This is a genomic window from Streptococcus suis (assembly GCF_024509555.1).
GTDB lineage: Bacteria > Bacillota > Bacilli > Lactobacillales > Streptococcaceae > Streptococcus > Streptococcus suis_AD.
This window is the reverse complement of sequence record NZ_JAMWEL010000001.1, coordinates 152,556-171,466: the sequence shown is the minus strand read 5'-3', so window position 1 is coordinate 171,466 and position 18,911 is coordinate 152,556. Positions and strand designations below refer to the sequence as shown.

Annotated in this window: 20 protein-coding genes, 3 tRNA genes, 1 pseudogene and 1 other annotated feature; of the genes and pseudogenes, 3 read left to right on the top strand and 21 right to left on the bottom strand. The window is 39.3% G+C overall.

Annotation, left to right across the window (positions count from 1 at the left end; translation table 11 throughout):
* Positions 1 to 48: 48 nt before the first annotated feature.
* The 6 genes from NF418_RS00845 to NF418_RS00820 form a co-directional block, all read right to left on the bottom strand.
* Positions 49 to 945: an RluA family pseudouridine synthase gene (locus NF418_RS00845; protein ID WP_256778011.1), complete on the bottom strand. Its 897-nt coding sequence runs from the start codon at positions 943 to 945 to the stop codon at positions 49 to 51.
* Positions 929 to 1,393 carry a signal peptidase II gene (lspA, locus tag NF418_RS00840; RefSeq protein WP_256778010.1) on the bottom strand — a complete coding sequence of 155 codons (465 nt, stop codon included), beginning with the start codon at positions 1,391 to 1,393 and terminating at the stop codon, positions 929 to 931. The genes NF418_RS00845 and lspA overlap by 17 nt, the downstream gene beginning before the upstream one ends.
* Position 1,394: 1 nt before the next feature.
* Positions 1,395 to 2,300 carry a LysR family transcriptional regulator gene (locus tag NF418_RS00835; protein ID WP_256778009.1) on the bottom strand — a complete coding sequence of 302 codons (906 nt, stop codon included), beginning with the start codon at positions 2,298 to 2,300 and terminating at the stop codon, positions 1,395 to 1,397.
* Between the two features lie 79 nt (positions 2,301 to 2,379).
* Entirely contained in the window at positions 2,380 to 2,835 is a 456-nt protein-coding gene (locus tag NF418_RS00830) for a GNAT family N-acetyltransferase (RefSeq protein WP_256778008.1), read from the bottom strand.
* A gap of 1,401 nt (positions 2,836 to 4,236) precedes the next feature.
* On the bottom strand, positions 4,237 to 4,458 hold the full coding sequence (locus NF418_RS00825) for a hypothetical protein (RefSeq protein ID WP_256778007.1): 222 nt from the start codon (positions 4,456 to 4,458) through the stop codon (positions 4,237 to 4,239).
* Between the two features lie 55 nt (positions 4,459 to 4,513).
* Positions 4,514 to 4,672 (bottom strand): hypothetical protein, encoded by a 159-nt coding sequence (locus NF418_RS00820; RefSeq protein ID WP_256778006.1) that lies wholly within the window; start codon positions 4,670 to 4,672, stop codon positions 4,514 to 4,516.
* 509 nt (positions 4,673 to 5,181) lie between these two features.
* Here NF418_RS00820 and NF418_RS00815 point away from each other — a divergent pair.
* A pseudogene (locus NF418_RS00815) lies at positions 5,182 to 5,379 on the top strand (tyrosine-type recombinase/integrase); the annotation flags it as partial.
* 72 nt (positions 5,380 to 5,451) lie between these two features.
* On the opposite strand, the gene rpmA reads toward NF418_RS00815, so the two are convergent.
* From rpmA to NF418_RS00790, 5 genes are all read right to left on the bottom strand, one after another.
* A complete protein-coding gene (rpmA, locus tag NF418_RS00810; protein ID WP_009909754.1) occupies positions 5,452 to 5,745 on the bottom strand; it encodes a 50S ribosomal protein L27 in 294 nt (97 codons plus the stop codon).
* Positions 5,746 to 5,791: 46 nt separating this feature from the next.
* Complete coding sequence (gene rplU, locus NF418_RS00805; protein WP_002941330.1) at positions 5,792 to 6,106, bottom strand: 50S ribosomal protein L21; 315 nt, start codon at positions 6,104 to 6,106, stop codon at positions 5,792 to 5,794.
* A 35-nt stretch (positions 6,107 to 6,141) separates the two neighbouring features.
* Positions 6,142 to 6,317: a sequence feature (ribosomal protein L21 leader region), on the bottom strand.
* Positions 6,318 to 6,382: 65 nt separating this feature from the next.
* Positions 6,383 to 7,708 (bottom strand): branched-chain amino acid transport system II carrier protein, encoded by a 1,326-nt coding sequence (gene brnQ, locus NF418_RS00800; RefSeq protein ID WP_256778005.1) that lies wholly within the window; start codon positions 7,706 to 7,708, stop codon positions 6,383 to 6,385.
* 127 nt (positions 7,709 to 7,835) lie between these two features.
* On the bottom strand, positions 7,836 to 9,053 hold the full coding sequence (thiI, locus tag NF418_RS00795; RefSeq protein WP_256778004.1) for a tRNA uracil 4-sulfurtransferase ThiI: 1,218 nt from the start codon (positions 9,051 to 9,053) through the stop codon (positions 7,836 to 7,838).
* A 1-nt stretch (position 9,054) separates the two neighbouring features.
* Positions 9,055 to 10,197, bottom strand: coding sequence for a cysteine desulfurase family protein (locus NF418_RS00790; RefSeq protein ID WP_256778003.1), 1,143 nt, complete (start codon positions 10,195 to 10,197; stop codon positions 9,055 to 9,057).
* A gap of 112 nt (positions 10,198 to 10,309) precedes the next feature.
* Here NF418_RS00790 and NF418_RS00785 point away from each other — a divergent pair, with 112 nt between their 5' ends.
* Together NF418_RS00785 and NF418_RS00780 are read left to right on the top strand one after the other, a co-directional pair.
* On the top strand, positions 10,310 to 10,723 hold the full coding sequence (locus NF418_RS00785) for a DUF6556 family protein (protein ID WP_256778002.1): 414 nt from the start codon (positions 10,310 to 10,312) through the stop codon (positions 10,721 to 10,723).
* A gap of 59 nt (positions 10,724 to 10,782) precedes the next feature.
* Complete coding sequence (locus tag NF418_RS00780; protein WP_256778001.1) at positions 10,783 to 11,166, top strand: hypothetical protein; 384 nt, start codon at positions 10,783 to 10,785, stop codon at positions 11,164 to 11,166.
* 18 nt (positions 11,167 to 11,184) lie between these two features.
* On the opposite strand, the gene NF418_RS00775 is transcribed toward NF418_RS00780, so the two are convergent.
* The 10 genes from NF418_RS00775 to NF418_RS00730 all read right to left on the bottom strand — a co-directional run bounded on the left by NF418_RS00775 (position 11,185) and on the right by NF418_RS00730 (position 18,790).
* Positions 11,185 to 12,213: a threonine aldolase family protein gene (locus NF418_RS00775; RefSeq protein ID WP_256778000.1), complete on the bottom strand. Its 1,029-nt coding sequence runs from the start codon at positions 12,211 to 12,213 to the stop codon at positions 11,185 to 11,187.
* Between the two features lie 54 nt (positions 12,214 to 12,267).
* A tRNA-Arg gene (locus tag NF418_RS00770) sits at positions 12,268 to 12,339 on the bottom strand.
* 37 nt (positions 12,340 to 12,376) lie between these two features.
* Positions 12,377 to 13,582 carry a 30S ribosomal protein S1 gene (rpsA, locus tag NF418_RS00765; protein ID WP_256777999.1) on the bottom strand — a complete coding sequence of 402 codons (1,206 nt, stop codon included), beginning with the start codon at positions 13,580 to 13,582 and terminating at the stop codon, positions 12,377 to 12,379.
* A gap of 123 nt (positions 13,583 to 13,705) precedes the next feature.
* A tRNA-Gln gene (locus tag NF418_RS00760) sits at positions 13,706 to 13,777 on the bottom strand.
* A 136-nt stretch (positions 13,778 to 13,913) separates the two neighbouring features.
* A tRNA-Tyr gene (locus tag NF418_RS00755) sits at positions 13,914 to 13,994 on the bottom strand.
* Between the two features lie 51 nt (positions 13,995 to 14,045).
* Positions 14,046 to 14,279 (bottom strand): DUF2969 domain-containing protein, encoded by a 234-nt coding sequence (locus NF418_RS00750; protein ID WP_099806657.1) that lies wholly within the window; start codon positions 14,277 to 14,279, stop codon positions 14,046 to 14,048.
* 84 nt (positions 14,280 to 14,363) lie between these two features.
* Positions 14,364 to 15,548, bottom strand: coding sequence for a nucleotide sugar dehydrogenase (locus NF418_RS00745; RefSeq protein WP_373325938.1), 1,185 nt, complete (start codon positions 15,546 to 15,548; stop codon positions 14,364 to 14,366).
* Between the two features lie 167 nt (positions 15,549 to 15,715).
* A complete protein-coding gene (locus tag NF418_RS00740) occupies positions 15,716 to 17,101 on the bottom strand; it encodes a sugar transferase (RefSeq protein ID WP_256777997.1) in 1,386 nt (461 codons plus the stop codon).
* A gap of 117 nt (positions 17,102 to 17,218) precedes the next feature.
* On the bottom strand, positions 17,219 to 18,007 hold the full coding sequence (locus tag NF418_RS00735) for a glycosyltransferase (RefSeq protein WP_256777996.1): 789 nt from the start codon (positions 18,005 to 18,007) through the stop codon (positions 17,219 to 17,221).
* A gap of 9 nt (positions 18,008 to 18,016) precedes the next feature.
* Positions 18,017 to 18,790, bottom strand: coding sequence for a glycosyltransferase family 2 protein (locus NF418_RS00730; protein ID WP_256777995.1), 774 nt, complete (start codon positions 18,788 to 18,790; stop codon positions 18,017 to 18,019).
* Positions 18,791 to 18,911 lie beyond the last annotated feature (121 nt).

The window sequence follows — 18,911 nt, the reverse complement described above, 5'->3', positions numbered from 1 at the left end:
ACTAGTATAGCATTTGTTGGGAAAATGGGCAAGATGAACAGGTTTTCATTAGCCATTTGACTTGCGTAGTTCTTCAAGTGTTTCTTGGAAAATGGCTGGCGCTTCTGCCGTAAACTCCACTACTTCCCCAGTTCTCGGATGGGTAAATCCAAGCGTTCTGGCATGAAGAAATTGGCCATGCCCTTTAAGTGTTTTCCTTGGGCCGTAGGCTTCATCACCGGCCACTGGATGACCTATATAAGCCATGTGAACACGAATTTGGTGAGTTCGTCCTGTTTCCAAGGTCAATTCCACCAAAGTGTAGTCACCAAAACGCTCCAGAACCTGAAAACGTGTCACAGCTTCTTTCCCTTTAGCAGTCACAGCCTGTTTCTTGCGGTCTTTCTCAGAACGACCAATCGGCGCCTCAATCATGCCACGGTCATTTGGCAGATTGCCATGAACAATTGCCCAATATTTACGAAGCGACTTTTTGTCTTTTAATTCAGCAGCCAGCTTTGTATGGGCATCATCATTTTTGGCAATCATGAGCAAGCCAGATGTATCCTTGTCAATCCGATGGACAATTCCTGGTCGAAGCACACCATTGATACCTGACAAATCCTTGACATGATACAAAAGCGCATTGACCAGTGTACCAGATGTGTGGCCCGCAGATGGGTGAACAACCATTCCTTGAGGTTTATTGACCACTGCCACATCCGCATCCTGATAGACAATTTCTAAAGGAATGTCTTCTGCTACATAGTCAATTTCTTCGACTTCTGGTACCTGATAGGTTAGGATGTCACCAACTTGCACACTGTATTTGGCTTTTTTAGGCTGCCCATTAACCAAAACCTGACCATTTTTAATCTGTTCATTGGCAACTGAACGGGACAAATCTGTCAAATCCGCCAAGGCCTTGTCTAAACGAATGCCACCAATCTCAACTCTTACTTCCATTACTCTCTTCTTTCATGATACAAATAAACAAAATTCCTACACCGACAGACAAACACATATCCGCCACATTAAAAACTGGGAAACTGATAAAATCCAAATGGAACATATCCACTACATAACCAAGACGAATTCGATCAATAAAATTCCCCAGGGCTCCAGCAATCATCAAAGCTAGGCTAAACAAGGTCCACAGGCTACCCTTAATTTGCTTCACATAATACCAAATCAAACTGGTCACAGCTGCGATTGTTACAATCGTGAAAAACCACTGCTGATTTTGCAAGATGGACCAAGCCGCTCCATAATTACGTAAATAGGCCAAACTCATAAATCCTGGAAGAAATGGCTCAACCGTATCTAATTCAATATTGGCAACTGTCCAAGCCTTGACAATCTGATCAAGACCTATCAAAACAACTGCCAGAATTGGAAATCCAGACTTTCTCATACTAACCTTTCTTCGCATCAAAATATTGATGCATCATTTCAATAAAATCTAAAGCACATTGGCTCAAGTCCCCATCAGCTCGTTTAACATAGACCATGCGATTATCAATTTGATCTTTAATTGGAATGACCGTAATCCCGTTCACACTTTCACTATCTAGGAAGCCAGAGCCTGTCGCATAGGAATCGGTCCGCTCCAAAATACCATTCAATGTTGCTCGGTCAGTTACATCAAAAGTTACAGATGAATCTGACGTATCAATCAAATTTTCAGAATAATAGAGATAAGCTTCTTTTTCTTGAGTAAATCGAACCGTTGGAAGCCCAACTAAATCGCTCAAATCCACTTCCGTTTTACTGGTCAATGGATGGTCTTTACGGACATAGATGTGGGTTTGAAAGGCAATTAAGTCCTCAACCTCTAACTTGAGTTTCTCTAATTTCTGCATAATTCCTTTGGTATTGCTGTTATTTAGATAAATAATACCTAATTCGCTATACCCCTGCGCAATTTCATCCAAAATTTGAACTGTTGTTGACTCAAAAATTCGAAGGTTTTTATACTTAGGATGTTCCTTAGAGAATGTTGTAATTAAAGGTGGCAAGAAATCATAATGCTGGCTAGAAATAGAAAAGATTTTCTCACCTTCTTCAGGTTGCAAATAGCGATTTTCAAATTGGTCAAAGCCCTTAACCAAAGCTTGAGCTTTTTCATAAAAATCCATTCCCTCTTTGGTTAGAAAGGTTCCTGAACTTGTTCGGTTAAAAATTTGAAAACCAACCTCTTTTTCCAAATCACGAATTGCAATGGACAGACTAGGCTGGGACACATACATCTTCTCAGCCGCCTCTCGAAATGTACCACTGTTGGCAATGGCAACAACGTACCGTAATTGTTGAATATTCATCGTCAAGTCCTTTCTCAATTCTTATCTTTCTATTATAACACAGATTAAAACCACCAGCAAAATTGCTGATGGCTAATAACTATAACTTCTTAATCATGATAAGACAGGGGTTCCATTCGTCCCACAAGGTTGGAAAAACTTCTAACTTAGCAAAGCCACAAGAGTGATAAAAGCCAATCGTCTGATCATATTCTTTATAATGCCCTTGATCAACCGTCTTGACCTGTAGATAGGTAAACGATTTTCTCGCCTCTCCTTCTAATGCTTGCATCAACGCTCGTCCCAGTCCTTTTCGATGATGAGATTTTTTAATACCCATACAGTGAACTTCCCCACAAGCGTCAGAGGTGCTCGTTAGGGTTACAAATCCTATTGGATCATCTTCGTCAAATGCGGCCCACAACGGCAGCAAACTCCCATCCTGAATATATTCTTTAGTGCTTTCAGGTAAGCCAAACCACTCAGGTAAATCTGCTAATACCGTTTTAATAATCTCAGCTTTTTCAACTGAATCACTTATTGCTACAATCTTCATTATTTTCTCCTATCGGAGGTTAATTTGACCTAACCTCCTTACTCTTGATTCCTAGTTTTTCGAAATATCTTACTATTGCTTTCATTTGAATCGCCTCCCTTCATTCTATTATATGGTAATTCTAGCATCTATTGCCCTTGTTAGTCAACGTATATTTACATGTTCATTTTCAACTGATAACCTTTTATATAACTACCAATGCCTGACCATTTCACACCAATCCCTTGGTAAATGAAATATGGGTATCAAAACAAAAAACAGGCCTTCCGAAATCTCGGAAAGCCTATTGTTTGCTATTTCTGGCTCAACTCTCTCTGTTATTTCAAGGAGAGTTGCTAAAAAGGTTCCCCGAACCTTGCCTCTCATTTAATTCAAAAAGGCAAGAAAAAATGGTCCACTGGACCATTTTCAGAATGAAGACAAAGTCGTTCTAATCTCGATCCGCGACCATTTCTTCTTGATACGTTTATTCATGTTTTTACTTCTTTCTCTTGCATAAAAGCAATATTTAGGATATAATTTAAGTAAATGAAGAAGTGTGGTTTTCCCGCCCAAAAAGCTCTAAGCTGTGGGGAAGTCACACTTCTTTTTTATCTTCCAAAAATATCAATCATTCCCCATTATACACTTTGAAATACGTTCCTTCTTTTGTAATATTTGCTAATTCAGAAACTTTCATAGCGACCTTCTTTCGTTTTTCTGCAACAAAAAACACCCGATTTCTCTAGGTGCTTATATGTGAATAACTACATCATCTTCGCTTTCTTCCAACATCATATTCATATAGTCTTGAAATTCTCTTACCGCCCAATCGGGAGCATCCGAACTTAATTCAGTCCCATTTTCTCCATCTATCCAAAACTTGTATCCTTTAGGTATGCTTAGCATTATTTATCACCTCTATAGCTCTATTTTAATAAAAAGATCCGAATCTATTTGTGATTTCTCTACTTCTATTCCTTGATTGATTTCTTTGTAAAAAAAGATAGGCAGGACTGTCGGGGCTCCTGCATTTCTTGACCCACAAAATGTGGCGCGTTGGTGACAGATTCTCAACCTCTATCTTTACTATAAGTATAACACGATTTCTATTTTCTTAAAGAACTTTCTTATTTTTTTCTTCTCTGGTCTTATACCTACTTTATTAAAGCGAATCAACAACATATCATCAGTTGGAACAGCAACATCTTCCATCGTGACATTATTTTTATCAGGAATTTTAGTATACAGCATCAGAGTTGTCTAATACTAAGCAAGGATTTTTGACAATTCACTCAAAAAGATTAGATTCCTCCATTATACTGTGGCCCATGTCTATCTAGCGAATAAGCAAGACTGCTATTGTCAATATAGACTGTTTTTGATGAAACTAATTCTGAGATTTTTTTCAGGTAAATCCCCCTAACTGCTTGCAATTTTTAAGTTAAGTACTTGTTTCTCGATTTTGTCAAACCTTGAATTCGTAGCCTGAGCATTGTGTTCAACCATGTCATCCAAATCTCTGATATTATTTGCATGATTTTGTAATGCATCAGTTAGTAAAATATTTTCCGCTGTCAATTGAGCAACTTTATTTTTTAACCTCTCGATCCGCAACCATTTCTTCTTGATACACTTCTTCATAACGACCTCCTTTCTGTTTTTCTGCAACAAAAAACACTTAGACTTCTCTAGGTGCTTAATGTTCTACTATCTCAAAATTTTCAGCCAAATAAAGATAATCCTCGCCAGACTTATCGATTACTCTAAAAAACTTTCCTTCAACAGTTAAAATATCATAAATTTTTCCATTGTCCAAAGTATAATTGGTTGTTTCTCCGATAAATTTCGCCTTCATCACAATTCCCTCTTGATTTTGAATTCTATTTTCCCGATATTTTTAGCTTGATACCAATGAACTTCGGCCTTTGTCCCATCGGTCAATATCGCATGACCTTTTACTTTTGGCCAATCATTAGCATCTCCACCATATTCTCGGACTAAGCGACGAATATCATCAATCTGTCTTCAACCACCCTTCCCAGCAATCACCTCAACATTTGTAATCTTTGTTCCTTGCTTAATAGGAACGCTACCTTTTACTGGATACTCACGTTTTACAAAAATTGGTCTAGCCATCGCACTCAATGATTGTGGCAATTGATATCTTGTAATTTAATTGTACCATCTTGAACTATGTTTTTCAAACGATTACGCACTGAATGACTGCTTGGGATAGGTCCATAGTGTTCTTCCCAAACTTTTCGATGCATTTGTTTCCAAATATTCGGTTCAACAAGCTTTATCTTTGGATGGAACTATACGAGAAGGCACTAAGACATTAATCGTGTTTGGAGGAAACACCCAGACTTCAAACGCATTACATCTCACGGTTTCCAGCACACCCACTGCTCCCTACTCTTTGGAGCCGGTGCTACCATCAAAGAAGTCCAAGAAAGATTGGGGCATGAGAACATCCAAACCACCATGGACATCTATGCCCATGTCACTCAAAAAGCAAAGAATGAAGTTGCCGACAAGTTCGCTTCCTACATTGGTTTTTAGAATATGGGTACCAAAACAAAAAAACAGACCTTCCGAAATCTCGGAAAGCCTATTGTTAAGCCATTTTTAGACTTATTTTGCGATTGGGTAAACAGATACTTGTTTCTTATCGCGACCTTTACGTTCGAAGCGTACAACGCCTTCTACTTTAGCGTAAAGAGTGTCATCTCCACCACGACCTACGTTAGCTCCTGGATAGATTTTTGTACCACGTTGGCGGTAAAGGATTGAACCACCTGATACAGTTTGGCCGTCAGCAGCTTTCGCACCAAGGCGTTTCGCTTGTGAATCACGACCGTTTGACGTTGAACCTCCACCTTTTTTGTGGGCCATAAATTGCAAGTTAGCAAGATTCAAGTTTAACATATGTTATTCCTCCGAATTTCTGTAATGATTGCTTCAAGCTACGCGATTAAGCGTTGATAGCGTTGATAACAACTTTTGTGTAAGGTTGACGGTGACCTTGTTTGCGGTGGCTACCTTTTTTAGGTTTGTACTTGAAGGTAACAACTTTTTTCTGTTTACCTTGTTTTTCAACAGTACCAACAACAGTAGCGCCTGCTACGAGTGGAGTACCCACAACAGTTTTCTCACCACCAACAAGAACTACTTCTTCGAAAGTAACTTCTTGACCTGCTTCAACGTTCAATTTTTCAACGTAGATAGCTTGACCGACTTCAACTTTAACTTGTTTGCCGCCAGTTTTAATGATTGCGTATGTGCTCATCATGCACCTCCTATGATTTTTGGGCCTTGCCCGAATTTAATGTGAAGACTCGCCTAGTACCGTGGGACGAACCACTTTATATTGCTCAATAAAAATTAAGTTCAGACTAGGCGACGCAGACGCAGGTAGAACTTAGGTTCACCAAGTTAAGTCAACGACGTTTGAGCTTAATTTTTGCAGAGCAACGGTATTCGTGCGGTTGCACAGGGTGTGCATAGTCAACACTCCTATTATAACAAAAACACCTGCAAATGCAAGTGTTTTGTATCATTTTTCTTACATTTCGAAAACTTCGCTCTCCTGCTTGTTTGGTAAGAATAGAGAGAGGACGATTCCGATGAGGGCTGGTAATAACCATGCTAGTGATTGTCCGGCCAATGGCAGAGCTGAGATGATTGTTGAAACAGCAGTCCAGTTGAATTGTCCTGCTAACACTTCTACCAATGACAAAGCTGTCACTACTCCCACAGTTAATTGCATACCATAAGTGGAAAGCGGTACAAATTTGTTAACAATGGTAATCAAGACAATACAGATAGTAATTGGATAGAGAACCAAAAGAACTGGAACTGAGAAGGTGATGATATTATTCAAACCAAGGTTGGCAATCCCAAATCCAATCAAAGTAAAGATAGTCGCATATACTTTGTAGCTAAAACGTGGGAAACGCTCAGCGAAAAATTCACCTGAAGAAACAATCAAGCCAGCCGTTGTCGTAAAGCAAGTAACGATAACCATAGCTGCCAAGAAAATTTGTGCACTTGGACCAAAAATTGCCTGTGTAGCTTGCGAAAGAATATAAACACCCTTATTGGTATCAGAAGCCAAGACATCAGCAGGTACCGGGAAATGATTTCCTAGAAATGCCAAACCGACATATAGTGCTGAGAAAGCTAAGGCTACAACAAGACCAACTGACCAGATGGTTGAGACATATTCCTTTTTGCTTGAGAAACCAAGTTGTCTTAAAGTATTCACCGCTACAACACTAAAGGCAATAGAAGCAAGTGCGTCGAGTGTATTGTATCCCTCGATAAATCCTGTTCCAAATGCTTGTCCTGCTGAGTAAGCTTCCGAAGCTGGTAACGGACTTGTTGTTCCGTACTTAACAATACCAAGCACAACCAAAATTACAATCAAAATCGCAAAAACAGGGGTTAAAATACGTCCGATACTATTTAAGATTTGAGATGGATTGAGGGCAATCAGATAAGCTGCCACAAAGTAAAGAGCTGTAAAGCCAAACAACCAGAGACCAAGATTCGCATCGCCCAATAATGGTGCAATACCAATTTCGAAGGACGTTGTAGCCGTACGCGGAATGGCAAAGAAAGGACCAATCGCCAAATACAAGGCAACAAGATAGACAGTTGCAAAGACCGGTGAAATCTTGCGAGAAATCTCATGCACATAACCTTTGGGGTTCAATGTTCCGACAATCAGGGCAATGACCGCAATACCGACACCCGATACAACAAATCCTAAAATAGCTGGCCAGAAATTCTCACCAGATAAGACACCAAGTGCAGGTGGGAAAATCAAGTTTCCTGCACCAAAAAACATACCAAACAGGAGTAAACCTGTTAGAGCTCCTTTTTTCATAACTCCTCCATAAAAAGAATACAATTTTCAAGGTATTATTATATCATACAAATTCAATTTTTCCGAACGATTCGAACTAAAAAATCCAGCAATAGCTGGATTTAAATGTATGATAAACAATTGAATTCTACAGTAAGTCTTCAATCAAACTATCCACTTCGTCTTTCACTTCTTCTTTCGGTGTGATTTCAGTTACGATAATCCCAGCCACAGCTCGTTCCACTAAGGCTTCTACATCCATTCGAGCCTCGTATTGCTCGACATTTTTGATTTTAGGGTTAGTTTTTGGACGATCAGGGGCAAAGATGGTACAGCAATCCTCAAATGGCTGGATGGAAATATCAAAGGTATCAATTTCTTGAGCAATATCAATGATTTCCAACTTGTCCATGGTAACGACTGGACGGATAACAGGTGTATTTGTCACCGCATTGATAGCCTGCATGGATTCCAAGGTCTGACTTGCCACTTGTCCCAGACTTTCACCATTGATAATAACCATAGCACCACGCTTTTCCCGTACTCGGTCTGTAATCCGCATCATGAAGCGACGTGTCAAGGTCATCAAATAAGCTTCAGGTGCCTTTTCCTTGATTTCTTCCTGAATTTCTGTAAACGGCACTTCGATAAAGGTGATATTACCACCAAAGGCAGTCAATTTACGAGTCAAATCATGGGCCTTTTTAAGTGCACCTGGGCTAGTATAAGGCGGACTTGCAAAGTGCAGGGCTTCGATTTCAACCCCACGTTTAAGTGCTAAATAGCCCGCAACAGGCGAATCAATACCACCTGATAGCATCAGCGTACCCTTGCCAGATGTACCAACTGGAAGACCGCCTGCCCCCTTGATTTCTTCATGGGAAATATAAGCAGCGTCAGGACGAATCTCCACTCGCAAGGTAATATCTGGTGACTTCATTTGCACTTGCACATTTGGAATGGCTGTGAAAACCGCATCTCCAAGGACTTGGTTGAGGTCACGACTATCCAATTCAAAACTGTGGTCGCTACGACGTGCCGCAATCTTGAAAGTCATCCCTTCCTTGTAAATAGACTGCATAATCTCCACAACCGCCTCTTTCAAGGCTGGAACAGACTTTTCAATCTTATAAGACGGTGCAAAATTTTGGATACCAAAAATCTTCTTCAAAGAAGCTGAGACTTCCTGATAATCTGCCCCGTTCAAATAGACATGACCACGGTCACGGTCAAAATAAACCGTCACTTCTGGGTAAACAGAAAGGACATGCTTGATATTATTGCGGAGTTTGTTAACAAACCGCATCTTGTTTTTCCCTTTAGTTGACAATTCGCCATAGCGAATCATAATTTCTGAATAGTTCATTCTACCTTACTTTCTGTGTATTTTGATAAATTTGTTTGAAAATCGTGAGGAATTGTTCAATTTGCCCCATATCGTTGTCATCATCCAAGCTGATACGGACGGCAGTTTGAGCCAACTTCTGCGGAACACCCATGGCGATCAGAGTACCCGCAGGTTTTCCAGCCTTGGACGAGCAGGCTGAGGTTGTCGAAATGTAAATCTGGTGGTCTTCAAAGGCATGGACGATGACTTCACCACGGATATTTTTAATCCCGAAAGTCACAATGCTTGGCACAAAGTCCTCTAGCCCAGAAAAAACTGTCACATCGTCGTATTTGCCCAATTCATCCACCAGTATCTGCTTCATAGCTGCCAGTCGCCTCTGGCTATCTGCTGCCTTATCCAAGGTCAAGCGGAGCGCCTTAGCCGTTGCTGCGATACCAGCCACATTTTCAGTTGTTGAGCGTTTGTCGCTTTCCTGTCCTCCTCCTGTCAATAGCGGAGCGATTTTCTTGCCAGCTTTAATATAGACGAAACCTACTCCTCTGACAGAGTGGAATTTGTGACCTGAAAAACTGGCAAAATCAACTCGGTCTGTCAAATACCGTTCCGTCGGTACCTTGCCGATTGCCTGCACCGCATCCACATGGAAGGAGATGGTCGGTTTATCAGCTAAAAGCTGGGAGATTTCCTGAATGGGCTGAATAGCACCAATTTCATTGTTGACGGCCATGATGGAAACCAGTGTGGTATCTGGACGAATCAAGCTTTCTAAGGCTGAAACATCAACAAAACCTTGGGCATTGACCGGAGCCAAATCCACCTCAAAACCTTGCGTTTTGAGCCAAAGTGCTGATTCTTTTACCGCTGGATGCTCAATAGCTGACACGATGATGTGCTTGCCCAGATGTGCCTTTTCAAATGCCACTCCCTTGATGACCCAGTTGTCACCTTCCGTACCACCTGAGGTGAAAAAGATTTCTTTGCTATCCTGGCCAAGCAATTCTGCGATTTGCTTGCGAGATGCTTCCAAAATACGGGTGGCCTGACTGCCGAGATTGTGGAGGCTAGAGGGGTTTCCCCAGATTTTTGTCGCCACTTCCGTATAGGTCTTGAGAACTTCTGGATAGACCTGGGTGGTCGCTGCGTTGTCAAAATAAATCATGTTTTCATTCCTTTTTTTGCAATAGTCCTATTTTATCACGTTTTCATGCCTTTCGCCAATCTTTAAGATGGTTTTAAACTTGTTTTTTTATGATGGATTTGGAGGATAGCACATGAAATCAACAAATAGAAAAGAACATGGTTCTGCCTTAACAAAACTACAAAAATTTTTAACCTTCATCGGTTCTATTTTAGGTATTATTACTGCATGTATTACCATTTATACTTTCTCAGTACCTTCAAATGCAACCACTACTACTCCCAGCAGCTCAGTGACCACAGAATCTTCAACCGACCAAGGCCGGTCGTCTTCAATCAATCAAATAGGGAAAAACAATAGTGTGACAATCCCAAGCGCTGAAATAATATCTCCAAATGGAGAATACAGTAGTTCTACTACTGAGAAGAGCAGTTCTTCTAGCGTCACAGAAACTTCGTCTAGTCAAGAAATCCAAACTAGTACAACAGTAACAACGAGTAGTACAGAAAACTCTACTGAAGCATCCACAAGTTCTTCCCAAGAATAACCAGATAAATATTTGCACAACTGCTCTTGGTTTGATATACTAAATCTAGGAGGTGCTGTATGAAATATTTTATTTTTAGAATACCTATTTTAGTTTGGTTATTGTTATTTTCATTCATTGAAATCTTCCTGCTAGCATCATTTTTACCAGAACCGTTTAACACCAATTCTCTTCTTCCCATAGTTATCTTATCTAGCTGTGCAGTTAGAGTATCGAATGAAGTCAAAGAAAGAGATGGACAATATACTCCGTTTAAAGAGCTTTGGTGGGCGGTACTAGTTTGGGTAATCTTAGGAATACTTTTTGGATTGACTGTCCAGGCCCCCCTATCAAAACACCTTATCTTTATCATCAAAGCAATTTTAGGAGGAATAGGCTACCGCCTTATTGAACGGTATGCTGTCTATCGCTATCACTATTTACAGACAAAAAAGAAAGGTTAACCCTTTCTTTTTTAGTTTCTATAATCTATTTCTCAAGGCTTCCATATCTTCTTGGCTAGTTGACCAGCTAGTTGCAAAGCGGATGATACTGTGACTATCGTCATATTTTTCCCAGAAACTGTAAGCAATACCTGATTCAGACAATTTCGGCAACTCTTCATTTTTGACGATGACAAACTGCTGATTGGTCGGTGATTTGAGGTAGAATTGAAATCCTTTTTCTTCCAAAATCTCTATAAGCTGCTCTGCCATTGCGATAGCATGACGCCCCAATTCAAGATACAAGTCATCAGTGAACAATCGATCAAACTGGACCCCAATCAAACGTCCCTTAGCCAACAGAGCACCGTGGTGTTTGACAATAGATACAAAATTCTTCGGCTGATTATTCTTTGTAAAGACAAGTGCTTCTCCCAACAAGGCACCAAGTTTTGTCCCGCCAATGTAGAAAACATCTGTCAGCTCTGCTATGGTCTGCAAATCAAGATCCGTATCGCGTGCAGCAAGCCCATAACCCAAGCGAGCACCGTCTAAAAAGAGAGGTATATTGTGCTGTTGGCAAACTTTGGACAAGTCTTCTAGCTCTGTTTTGCTATAAAGCGTACCATATTCAGTCGGGTGGGAAATATAAACCATTCCTGGATGAACCATATGAGCATGGTTAGCATCAGCATAGAAATCTTTGATGAAGTTATCAACCTCACTTGCAGTTATTTTCCCTTCATGATGCGGCAGTGTCAAAACCTTGTGTCCAGAAAATTCAATAGCACCAGCCTCATGTGTAGAAATATGCCCAGTATCCGCAGCAATCACACCCTCATAAGAAGCCAGCATGGAATTGATGGCAATCTGATTGGTCTGCGTACCACCTGCTAAAAACGTAACTTGTGCATTAGGACAGTCCGTAGCAAGTCTGATTTTTTCGATAGCAGATTCAGTATATTTATCAGTGCCATATCCAGATAAACCTTCTTGGTTGCTTGCAACTAAGGCTTCTAGCAAGGCGGGATGGACACCTTTGTTATAGTCATTTTCAAAATGTAACATCTCACAACCTCCGTAGAATATAAAATAAAAAAGCCTGTACACCAGGCTTTTTAGTCCGTCCTGAGGGAATCGAACCCCCATCTCAAGAACCGGAATCTTACGTGATATCCATTACACTAAGGACGGAAAGGAAAAACTTGCACTAGGCAAGTTTTTATTTGAATTACAATTCAATGTCACCGAAAAGATCAGCCATTGAGAAACCAGATTGTGTTTCTGGCAATTCGTAATCACGTTTTTCTTCACGTTTTTGACGACGTGGACGTGGAGCACGTTTTTCAGCTTTTTCTTCGCCTTCAGCAGCTGCTGGACGCTCTTCCAAAGCTTTGATAGAAAGTGATACACGCTCATCAGCAGCGTTCACTTCAAGAACTTTAACAGTAACTTCTTGACCTACTGACAAAGCATCTTTTGGATTTTCAACACGTTTGTGTGAAATTTGTGAAATGTGTACCAAACCATCGATACCTGGCAATACTTCAACAAAAGCACCGAAGTCAGTCAAGCGTTTTACTTTACCTTCGATCACATCGCCAGCTGCCAATTTTTGCTCAACGCCATCCCATGGGCCAGGCTGTGTAGCTTTCAATGACAATGATACGCGACCTTCAACTTCATCAATTGCAAGAACTTTAACTTCCACTTCTTCACCAACTGTTACAGCTGATTTAGGAGATACGTTACGCTCGTGTGACAATTCAGTCAAGTGTACCAAACCATCTACACCACCAAGGTCGATGAATGCGCCGAAGCTTGTGATACGTGCAACTTTACCAGTTACAACTTCACCAACTGCCAATTTACCAAATACTTCAGCACGTGCAGCTGCAGATTCTGCTTCAACAACGTCACGACGTGACAAGATGAAACGGTTCTCAGCAGGATCAACTTCTTTGATTTTAGCATCAAATTCTTGACCTACGAAACGCTCAGTGTTACGAGTGAAACGGCTATCGATCATAGAAGCTGGAATGAAGCCACGAAGACCTTCAAATTCAACTGCAAGACCACCTTTTACGGCACGAGTTACTTTAACAGTAACAACTTCTTCTTCACGACCAATAAGTTTGTCCCATGCTTTACGTGCTTCCAAACGTTTTTTAGATACAAGATATGTAACAGTGTCTGTATCTTTACCAACAACTTGGCGAAGTACAAGCAACTCAAGCGTTTCACCAACTTTAACAAGGTCGTTGATATCAGCATCACGGTCGTTAGTCAACTCACGAAGAGTCAATACGCCTTCAACACCAGTACCTGAGATAGCTACGTTTGCTTGACCAGCATCAACTGTCAAAACTTCTGCAGTTACCACATCACCAGGTGTAACTTCGCTTACACTGTTCAACAAATCTTCAAATTCGTTCATTATAAAAAAACCTCCGACAATCAGGTCTTTCGACCCAACATAAAATATATTTTATTTAAGGCACACGCAAGGACAACAACAATTAGACATCTTTGACGAACTAGACTATATCTAGTACCTTTACTGGGGTAGCTGGATTCGAACCAACGCATGAGGGAGTCAAAGTCCCTTGCCTTACCGCTTGGCGATACCCCAAAACATTTTTCTAAGATAGTATTCTGAAATGAATTCAGGCTAAACGTTATGTATAAAAGATAAGTTACCAGTAAATCAAGATTTGCTGTCAACTTCCTATTTTTACTGTGCGTTTGATGCCTTAGTATCTTAGACATGGAAAGAGAGGGATTCGAACCCCCGAACCCGAAGGAGCGGATTTACAGTCCGCCGCGTTTAGCCTCTTCGCTATCTTTCCATACACTAACAGTCACTATTCTAACATAAAATAGTGACTATTACAAGCCTTTTAGTGACTTAAATTATAATTTTCTATGATATTTCCGACTGCTTTTTCTAGTTTTTTATAAAAGCTTTCGGTATTGCCATTTTTTACAACGGCAAAATTATTTTCTGCCAATTCTGCAATTTCACCGATAACTTTTTTACCAATTACTAAGCGGTAACCAGCAAACTCTTCCTTATTAACCAAGACTTTACTATCTTCAATTTGAATTTCAATTTTTTTATCTTTTTTACTCATTTTCAAACCTCACTTTTACTATTCTACAAAAAAATAGAAGAGCTTGCAAGTGCAAGCCCTTCATTTAGATTGAAATGATACACATCAATCTCTTCTGAAAATATCCCTAGAATAGACTTTATTTTCAACATCCTGCAAACATTCTTCAAAGCGATTGGCAATAATGACCGTTGTTTTTTGCTTAAAAAGATTGATGTCATTCACCACTTTCCACCCTTCAAAAAATGAGTTATCGGGAAGAGTTGGTTCATAGATGATTAGATCTACTCCCTTTTTCTGAAGACGTTTCATCACGCCCTGAATAGAACTTTGCCTAAAATTATCCGAGTTAGTTTTCATAGTCAGACGGTAAACACCCACAGTTACTGGTTTATTACTGGCAGTGGCATGTATTTTCTCAGCAAATTTGATAACTTGTTCCGCAATAAAATCTTTTCGAGTTCGATTGGCTTCAACAATAGCTGAAATCATGTTTTGTGGGACTTGCTGATAATTGGCAAGTAATTGTTTGGTATCCTTAGGCAAACAATAGCCTCCATAACCAAACGAAGGGTTGTTATAGTGCTGACCAATTCGCGTATCTAAACCAACACCCTTAATAATGTCTTCTGCCCGTAAATTATTCAGTTCCGCATAAGTATCCAATTCATTGAAGTAAGAAACTCGTAAGGCTAAATAGGTATTGGAAAAAAGCTTAACAGCCTCTGCTTCCGTGGCACCCATTATCAATATTGGGATATCAGTCTTCTGGGCAGCCTGTGCCAGTAAATCACCAAATAATTGAGCAGCCATTTTCGTCCTAGGAGAGTCTGTCGTTTCTGTGGAAACGATGATACGTGATGGAAAGAGATTATCATAGAGTGCCTTAGATTCTCTAAGAAATTCTGGGCTAAAGACAATGTTCTCAGTTTGGTATTTTTGACGCATTCTCAATGTAAAACCTACTGGAACTGTTGACTTCACAATCATGAGGGCATTAGGATTTACTGCCAAGACCTCATTTATAACACTTTCAACATAGCTTGTATCGAAATAATTAGTCTTATCGTCATAATTGGTCGGAGTAGCAATCACCACAAAATCAGCTGCTTTATAGGCTGATTCAGCATCTGTTGTAGCTTCTAAGAATATGCTTTCCTCTTTTAAAAATCGTTCGATATAATCATCCTGGATTGGAGATTTTTTAGACCGCACCTTCTCAACTCGTTCTTCTTTGATATCAACAGCGTAAACCTTATTATTTTGCGCTAACAGAACTGCAATGGACATTCCTACATAGCCTAAACCAACAACTGCGATGGTATTTTCAAGCCCTGCTATATCAGTTATCTGATTTCTACTGTCTTTATCTTGTTCTAATGTTTTATTCATAAACATTTCCTCATTGCTCTATCACAAGAGCACTCTCTATTACCTGCAGTTACAGATTCTAAAAACTAGCTCAGTATTTTAATAGTTTCAGCAAGTTTCTCCAGATTTATTTCTTTATCATTCTCCTCTGATTTCCCGCGAGAACTTGTCTTATCAAGGAGTATGACAAAAGTTTTTAGTATTAACTTAACATCTAGCAGGATAGAATATTGCTTGATATACAGCAAATCAAATTTCAATTTACTCTGAAAATCGGAAGTATATTTTCCATAAACCTGTGCATAACCTGTAATACCTGCTGGTACATTATGACGGAGCGAATAATAAACATTTTCCTGATTGAACTGCTCAACAAAGAATGGTCGTTCTGGTCGTGGTCCGACCATGGACATATCCCCTTTTAAGACATTTATCAACTGCGGTAACTCATCAATTCGAGTTCTGCGAATAAACTTACCAATTCGTGTAACTCGGTTATCATTTGCACGAGCTAAAACTGGACCTGAAGTTCGCTCTGCATCTTGTCTCATTGACCGAAATTTTAAGATTGAAAACACATGATTTCCCTTTGTTATCCTATCTTGACGATATAAGATTGGTCCTGGACTTTCTAGCTTAATTAGAATCACCGTTAAGATGAAAATGGGACTTGATAATAGCAACAATAGACCAGCCATCAGAATATCAAATATCCGTTTTACAAATGCTTGACCAACAGATAGATAATATGGTGAAATTTGAATCATACTCTCATCAGATATATTGATCAATTGTGCGTTAAGAGCGATTGAATTTTCAACGTTTGTTGTCAGATAGAGGATTTTACCTTGAGAAATCAAGTAGTCATAAATTGCTAATCTAGTTCTACTGTCAATGTCCCCTGCGATATAAACAGCGTCAATCTCATCTACAACTTTCCTGATAGATTCTAAAAAGTGATTAACAACCAAATGGGTTACTTTATGCAAGGACTCACTAGATGTTTGAAAATTCCTCACCGCTTCGAGTACAGAAGATTCGCCACCTACTATCAAAAGGCGTCTTCTTTTTACTCTTCCCTCATTTATTTTAAAAAGAATGAGATGTACCATGCTTGATAAACCCGTTCCTAGAATAAGAATAGTAACAAATGATACTAAAGAAAAGGGAAATGAAGCTATAAATGGATGTCCAACTATTGATAACCCACTCAAAAAGAATAGTTGGACAAAAAAGGAGTTAAGAATATCACCCTTAATTGTTCGATTATAATATATATGGGTATCGAAAGCTCTACTCAAGAAAATATAAAAAATGATTATCCATGGTAGCACCGGCAACGTAAATTTTAAATCTAATACATTAATATCAACAATCTGAAACAGACTAAGTATTAAAAATATAGTTGTAACAACTATGATTGCCTCGATAAACGCGGCAAACTTTATCCATAATCTATTTTTTATATACACAACCTCTACCAATCCTTATTTATTTCGGCAATTATTTACCAACTAATTTGTAAATTTAAATTGTATCCACCATTTTTCCTTAATTATAACATATTTTTCGATGTTTGTATCATTATATTATTTTAACCTAGAAAATTCTCTAGCTCCTTGAAACATATAGCTGATATTATCAAATAAGGAAATTTCAGGTAACATTTGCTTTCGCTTACGAATAGCAAATTGGATAATCAATATCCAATACCAATAGTTTGTCATCCGCTTATATATAGCACCACGTTTGCGACAGTTTTCAGGAGTGTGTGACCTGTCCCAGTGAGATTCTCTTTTCCGTAAGGAAGCAATTTTTACGGGATAGCTATAAAGTTTTAAGCCATTTCTAAGTGCGTCAAACAAGAGAATATTCTCTTCGCCCGAACCATATGTTGCCCCGATGCCAAATCGTTCATCAAAATTAAGTCCTACTCTCTCTAAGCTGGACTTTTTAAAACTGATTTGAACGGATGAGGTACGCATGGCATGAAGATACTGCATTCTACCCTTGGGAATGCTACTTCTTGCGATAGCATGATTTTCAAGATCAACATAAAAAACAATTACGTCTGCTTCTGGAAATTCCTTGTAGGCATTCTCAACAATTTCCTTATAATTGTCAACAAAAATCATATCATCATCAGCAATCTGACAGATATCTTCATTCTTAGCATAAGAAATCGCTTCATTACGACTAGCACTCAAACCAAGTCGTTCACTATGGACAATGGTTGCTTGACCGTTCTGCTCGATGATTGTCCCTACTTTACCTGTACTTGATTGGTTGATCACGATGGTATCTACTGCTTTCAAATTCATTTCTTCAATCAGTTTAGGGACATTTTCTGTATTTAATGTTGCGACGAGTACAACCATCATTTCTCCTTATAATCTTCTTTTTATTGCATTTATGGCATAGCTACAAAATGGAGGAATGGTTTGCCACAATGATAGACCTTCAACATTTCTAAATAAATTCCAGGTACGTCTTACAGCGGCAAACTTATTAGCTGACAAGGATACAGATGTTCTTCTGTAGATAGAAAGGGCCTCATCCATACTATAAGCGTAGTCTGTCATTTTCAGGATCTTCCACCAGGTAGCAGTATCCTGTCCCCTACGAACATCGGGCATTTCAATATCTTTCTTAGTAAGCTGATTAAGATCTAGCATGACCGTCGATGTAAAAATCGTGTGATTACCAAGTGCTTGTTGATAAGAAATCTTCCCTGGTACATGGAGAGGTGCCTTTAGAGCGGTCCCGCTCTCATCTGCAAATTGGTAAGATGTAAAAGTGAATGCATAGCCATTGTTCAAGGCAAAGGCCACTTGCTTTTCCAGTTTTGTCGGTAACCAAAGATCATCGGCATCTAAGAAACAAATATAGCGACCTGTCGAAGCTGCAACTCCCCTATTTCTTGCAATGGCTACCCCTGAATTGACATCGTTCTCAAACAAGGAAATACGCTTGTCTGTCACCATCATTTTTCTAATGATAGATACCGATGCGTCTGTTGAAACATCATCGACAAGGATGATTTCAAAATGCTGATAAGTCTGTTCAAGGACAGACTGAATGGTTTCTTCAATAAACTGTGAGGCATTATATACTGGAATAATGACACTAACTAGTGGAGTATCATATACTTGGTTCATCATTTATCTTGTTTCCTGTATCAATTCATATTGTTCATTATCTATTTTTATCTACCTTTGAAAAGGTTCAAGTTCAATTCGTTAATCAAATCATACCAATTGACGAGATTTGAAAAAAAGTCTA

Excerpts from the sequence above, each read along its gene's own strand:
- NF418_RS00730 (WP_256777995.1), bottom strand. The coding sequence starts at position 18,790 with ATGATGAACCAAGTATATGATACTCCACTAGTTAGTGTCATTATTCCA.
- thiI (WP_256778004.1), bottom strand. The coding sequence starts at position 9,053 with ATGAACTATTCAGAAATTATGATTCGCTATGGCGAATTGTCAACTAAA.
- NF418_RS00845 (WP_256778011.1), bottom strand. The coding sequence starts at position 945 with ATGGAAGTAAGAGTTGAGATTGGTGGCATTCGTTTAGACAAGGCCTTG.
- NF418_RS00825 (WP_256778007.1), bottom strand. The coding sequence starts at position 4,458 with ATGAAGAAGTGTATCAAGAAGAAATGGTTGCGGATCGAGAGGTTAAAA.
- NF418_RS00835 (WP_256778009.1), bottom strand. The coding sequence starts at position 2,300 with ATGAATATTCAACAATTACGGTACGTTGTTGCCATTGCCAACAGTGGT.
- NF418_RS00785 (WP_256778002.1), top strand. The coding sequence starts at position 10,310 with ATGAAATCAACAAATAGAAAAGAACATGGTTCTGCCTTAACAAAACTA.
- rplU (WP_002941330.1), bottom strand. The coding sequence starts at position 6,106 with ATGAGCACATACGCAATCATTAAAACTGGCGGCAAACAAGTTAAAGTT.
- NF418_RS00820 (WP_256778006.1), bottom strand. The coding sequence starts at position 4,672 with ATGAAGGCGAAATTTATCGGAGAAACAACCAATTATACTTTGGACAAT.
- rpmA (WP_009909754.1), bottom strand. The coding sequence starts at position 5,745 with ATGTTAAACTTGAATCTTGCTAACTTGCAATTTATGGCCCACAAAAAA.
- NF418_RS00745 (WP_373325938.1), bottom strand. The coding sequence starts at position 15,548 with ATGTCCATTGCAGTTCTGTTAGCGCAAAATAATAAGGTTTACGCTGTT.
- brnQ (WP_256778005.1), bottom strand. The coding sequence starts at position 7,708 with ATGAAAAAAGGAGCTCTAACAGGTTTACTCCTGTTTGGTATGTTTTTT.
- rpsA (WP_256777999.1), bottom strand. The coding sequence starts at position 13,582 with ATGAACGAATTTGAAGATTTGTTGAACAGTGTAAGCGAAGTTACACCT.
- NF418_RS00790 (WP_256778003.1), bottom strand. The coding sequence starts at position 10,197 with ATGATTTATTTTGACAACGCAGCGACCACCCAGGTCTATCCAGAAGTT.
- NF418_RS00735 (WP_256777996.1), bottom strand. The coding sequence starts at position 18,007 with ATGGTTGTACTCGTCGCAACATTAAATACAGAAAATGTCCCTAAACTG.
- lspA (WP_256778010.1), bottom strand. The coding sequence starts at position 1,393 with ATGAGAAAGTCTGGATTTCCAATTCTGGCAGTTGTTTTGATAGGTCTT.
- NF418_RS00780 (WP_256778001.1), top strand. The coding sequence starts at position 10,783 with ATGAAATATTTTATTTTTAGAATACCTATTTTAGTTTGGTTATTGTTA.
- NF418_RS00775 (WP_256778000.1), bottom strand. The coding sequence starts at position 12,213 with ATGTTACATTTTGAAAATGACTATAACAAAGGTGTCCATCCCGCCTTG.
- NF418_RS00750 (WP_099806657.1), bottom strand. The coding sequence starts at position 14,279 with ATGAGTAAAAAAGATAAAAAAATTGAAATTCAAATTGAAGATAGTAAA.
- NF418_RS00830 (WP_256778008.1), bottom strand. The coding sequence starts at position 2,835 with ATGAAGATTGTAGCAATAAGTGATTCAGTTGAAAAAGCTGAGATTATT.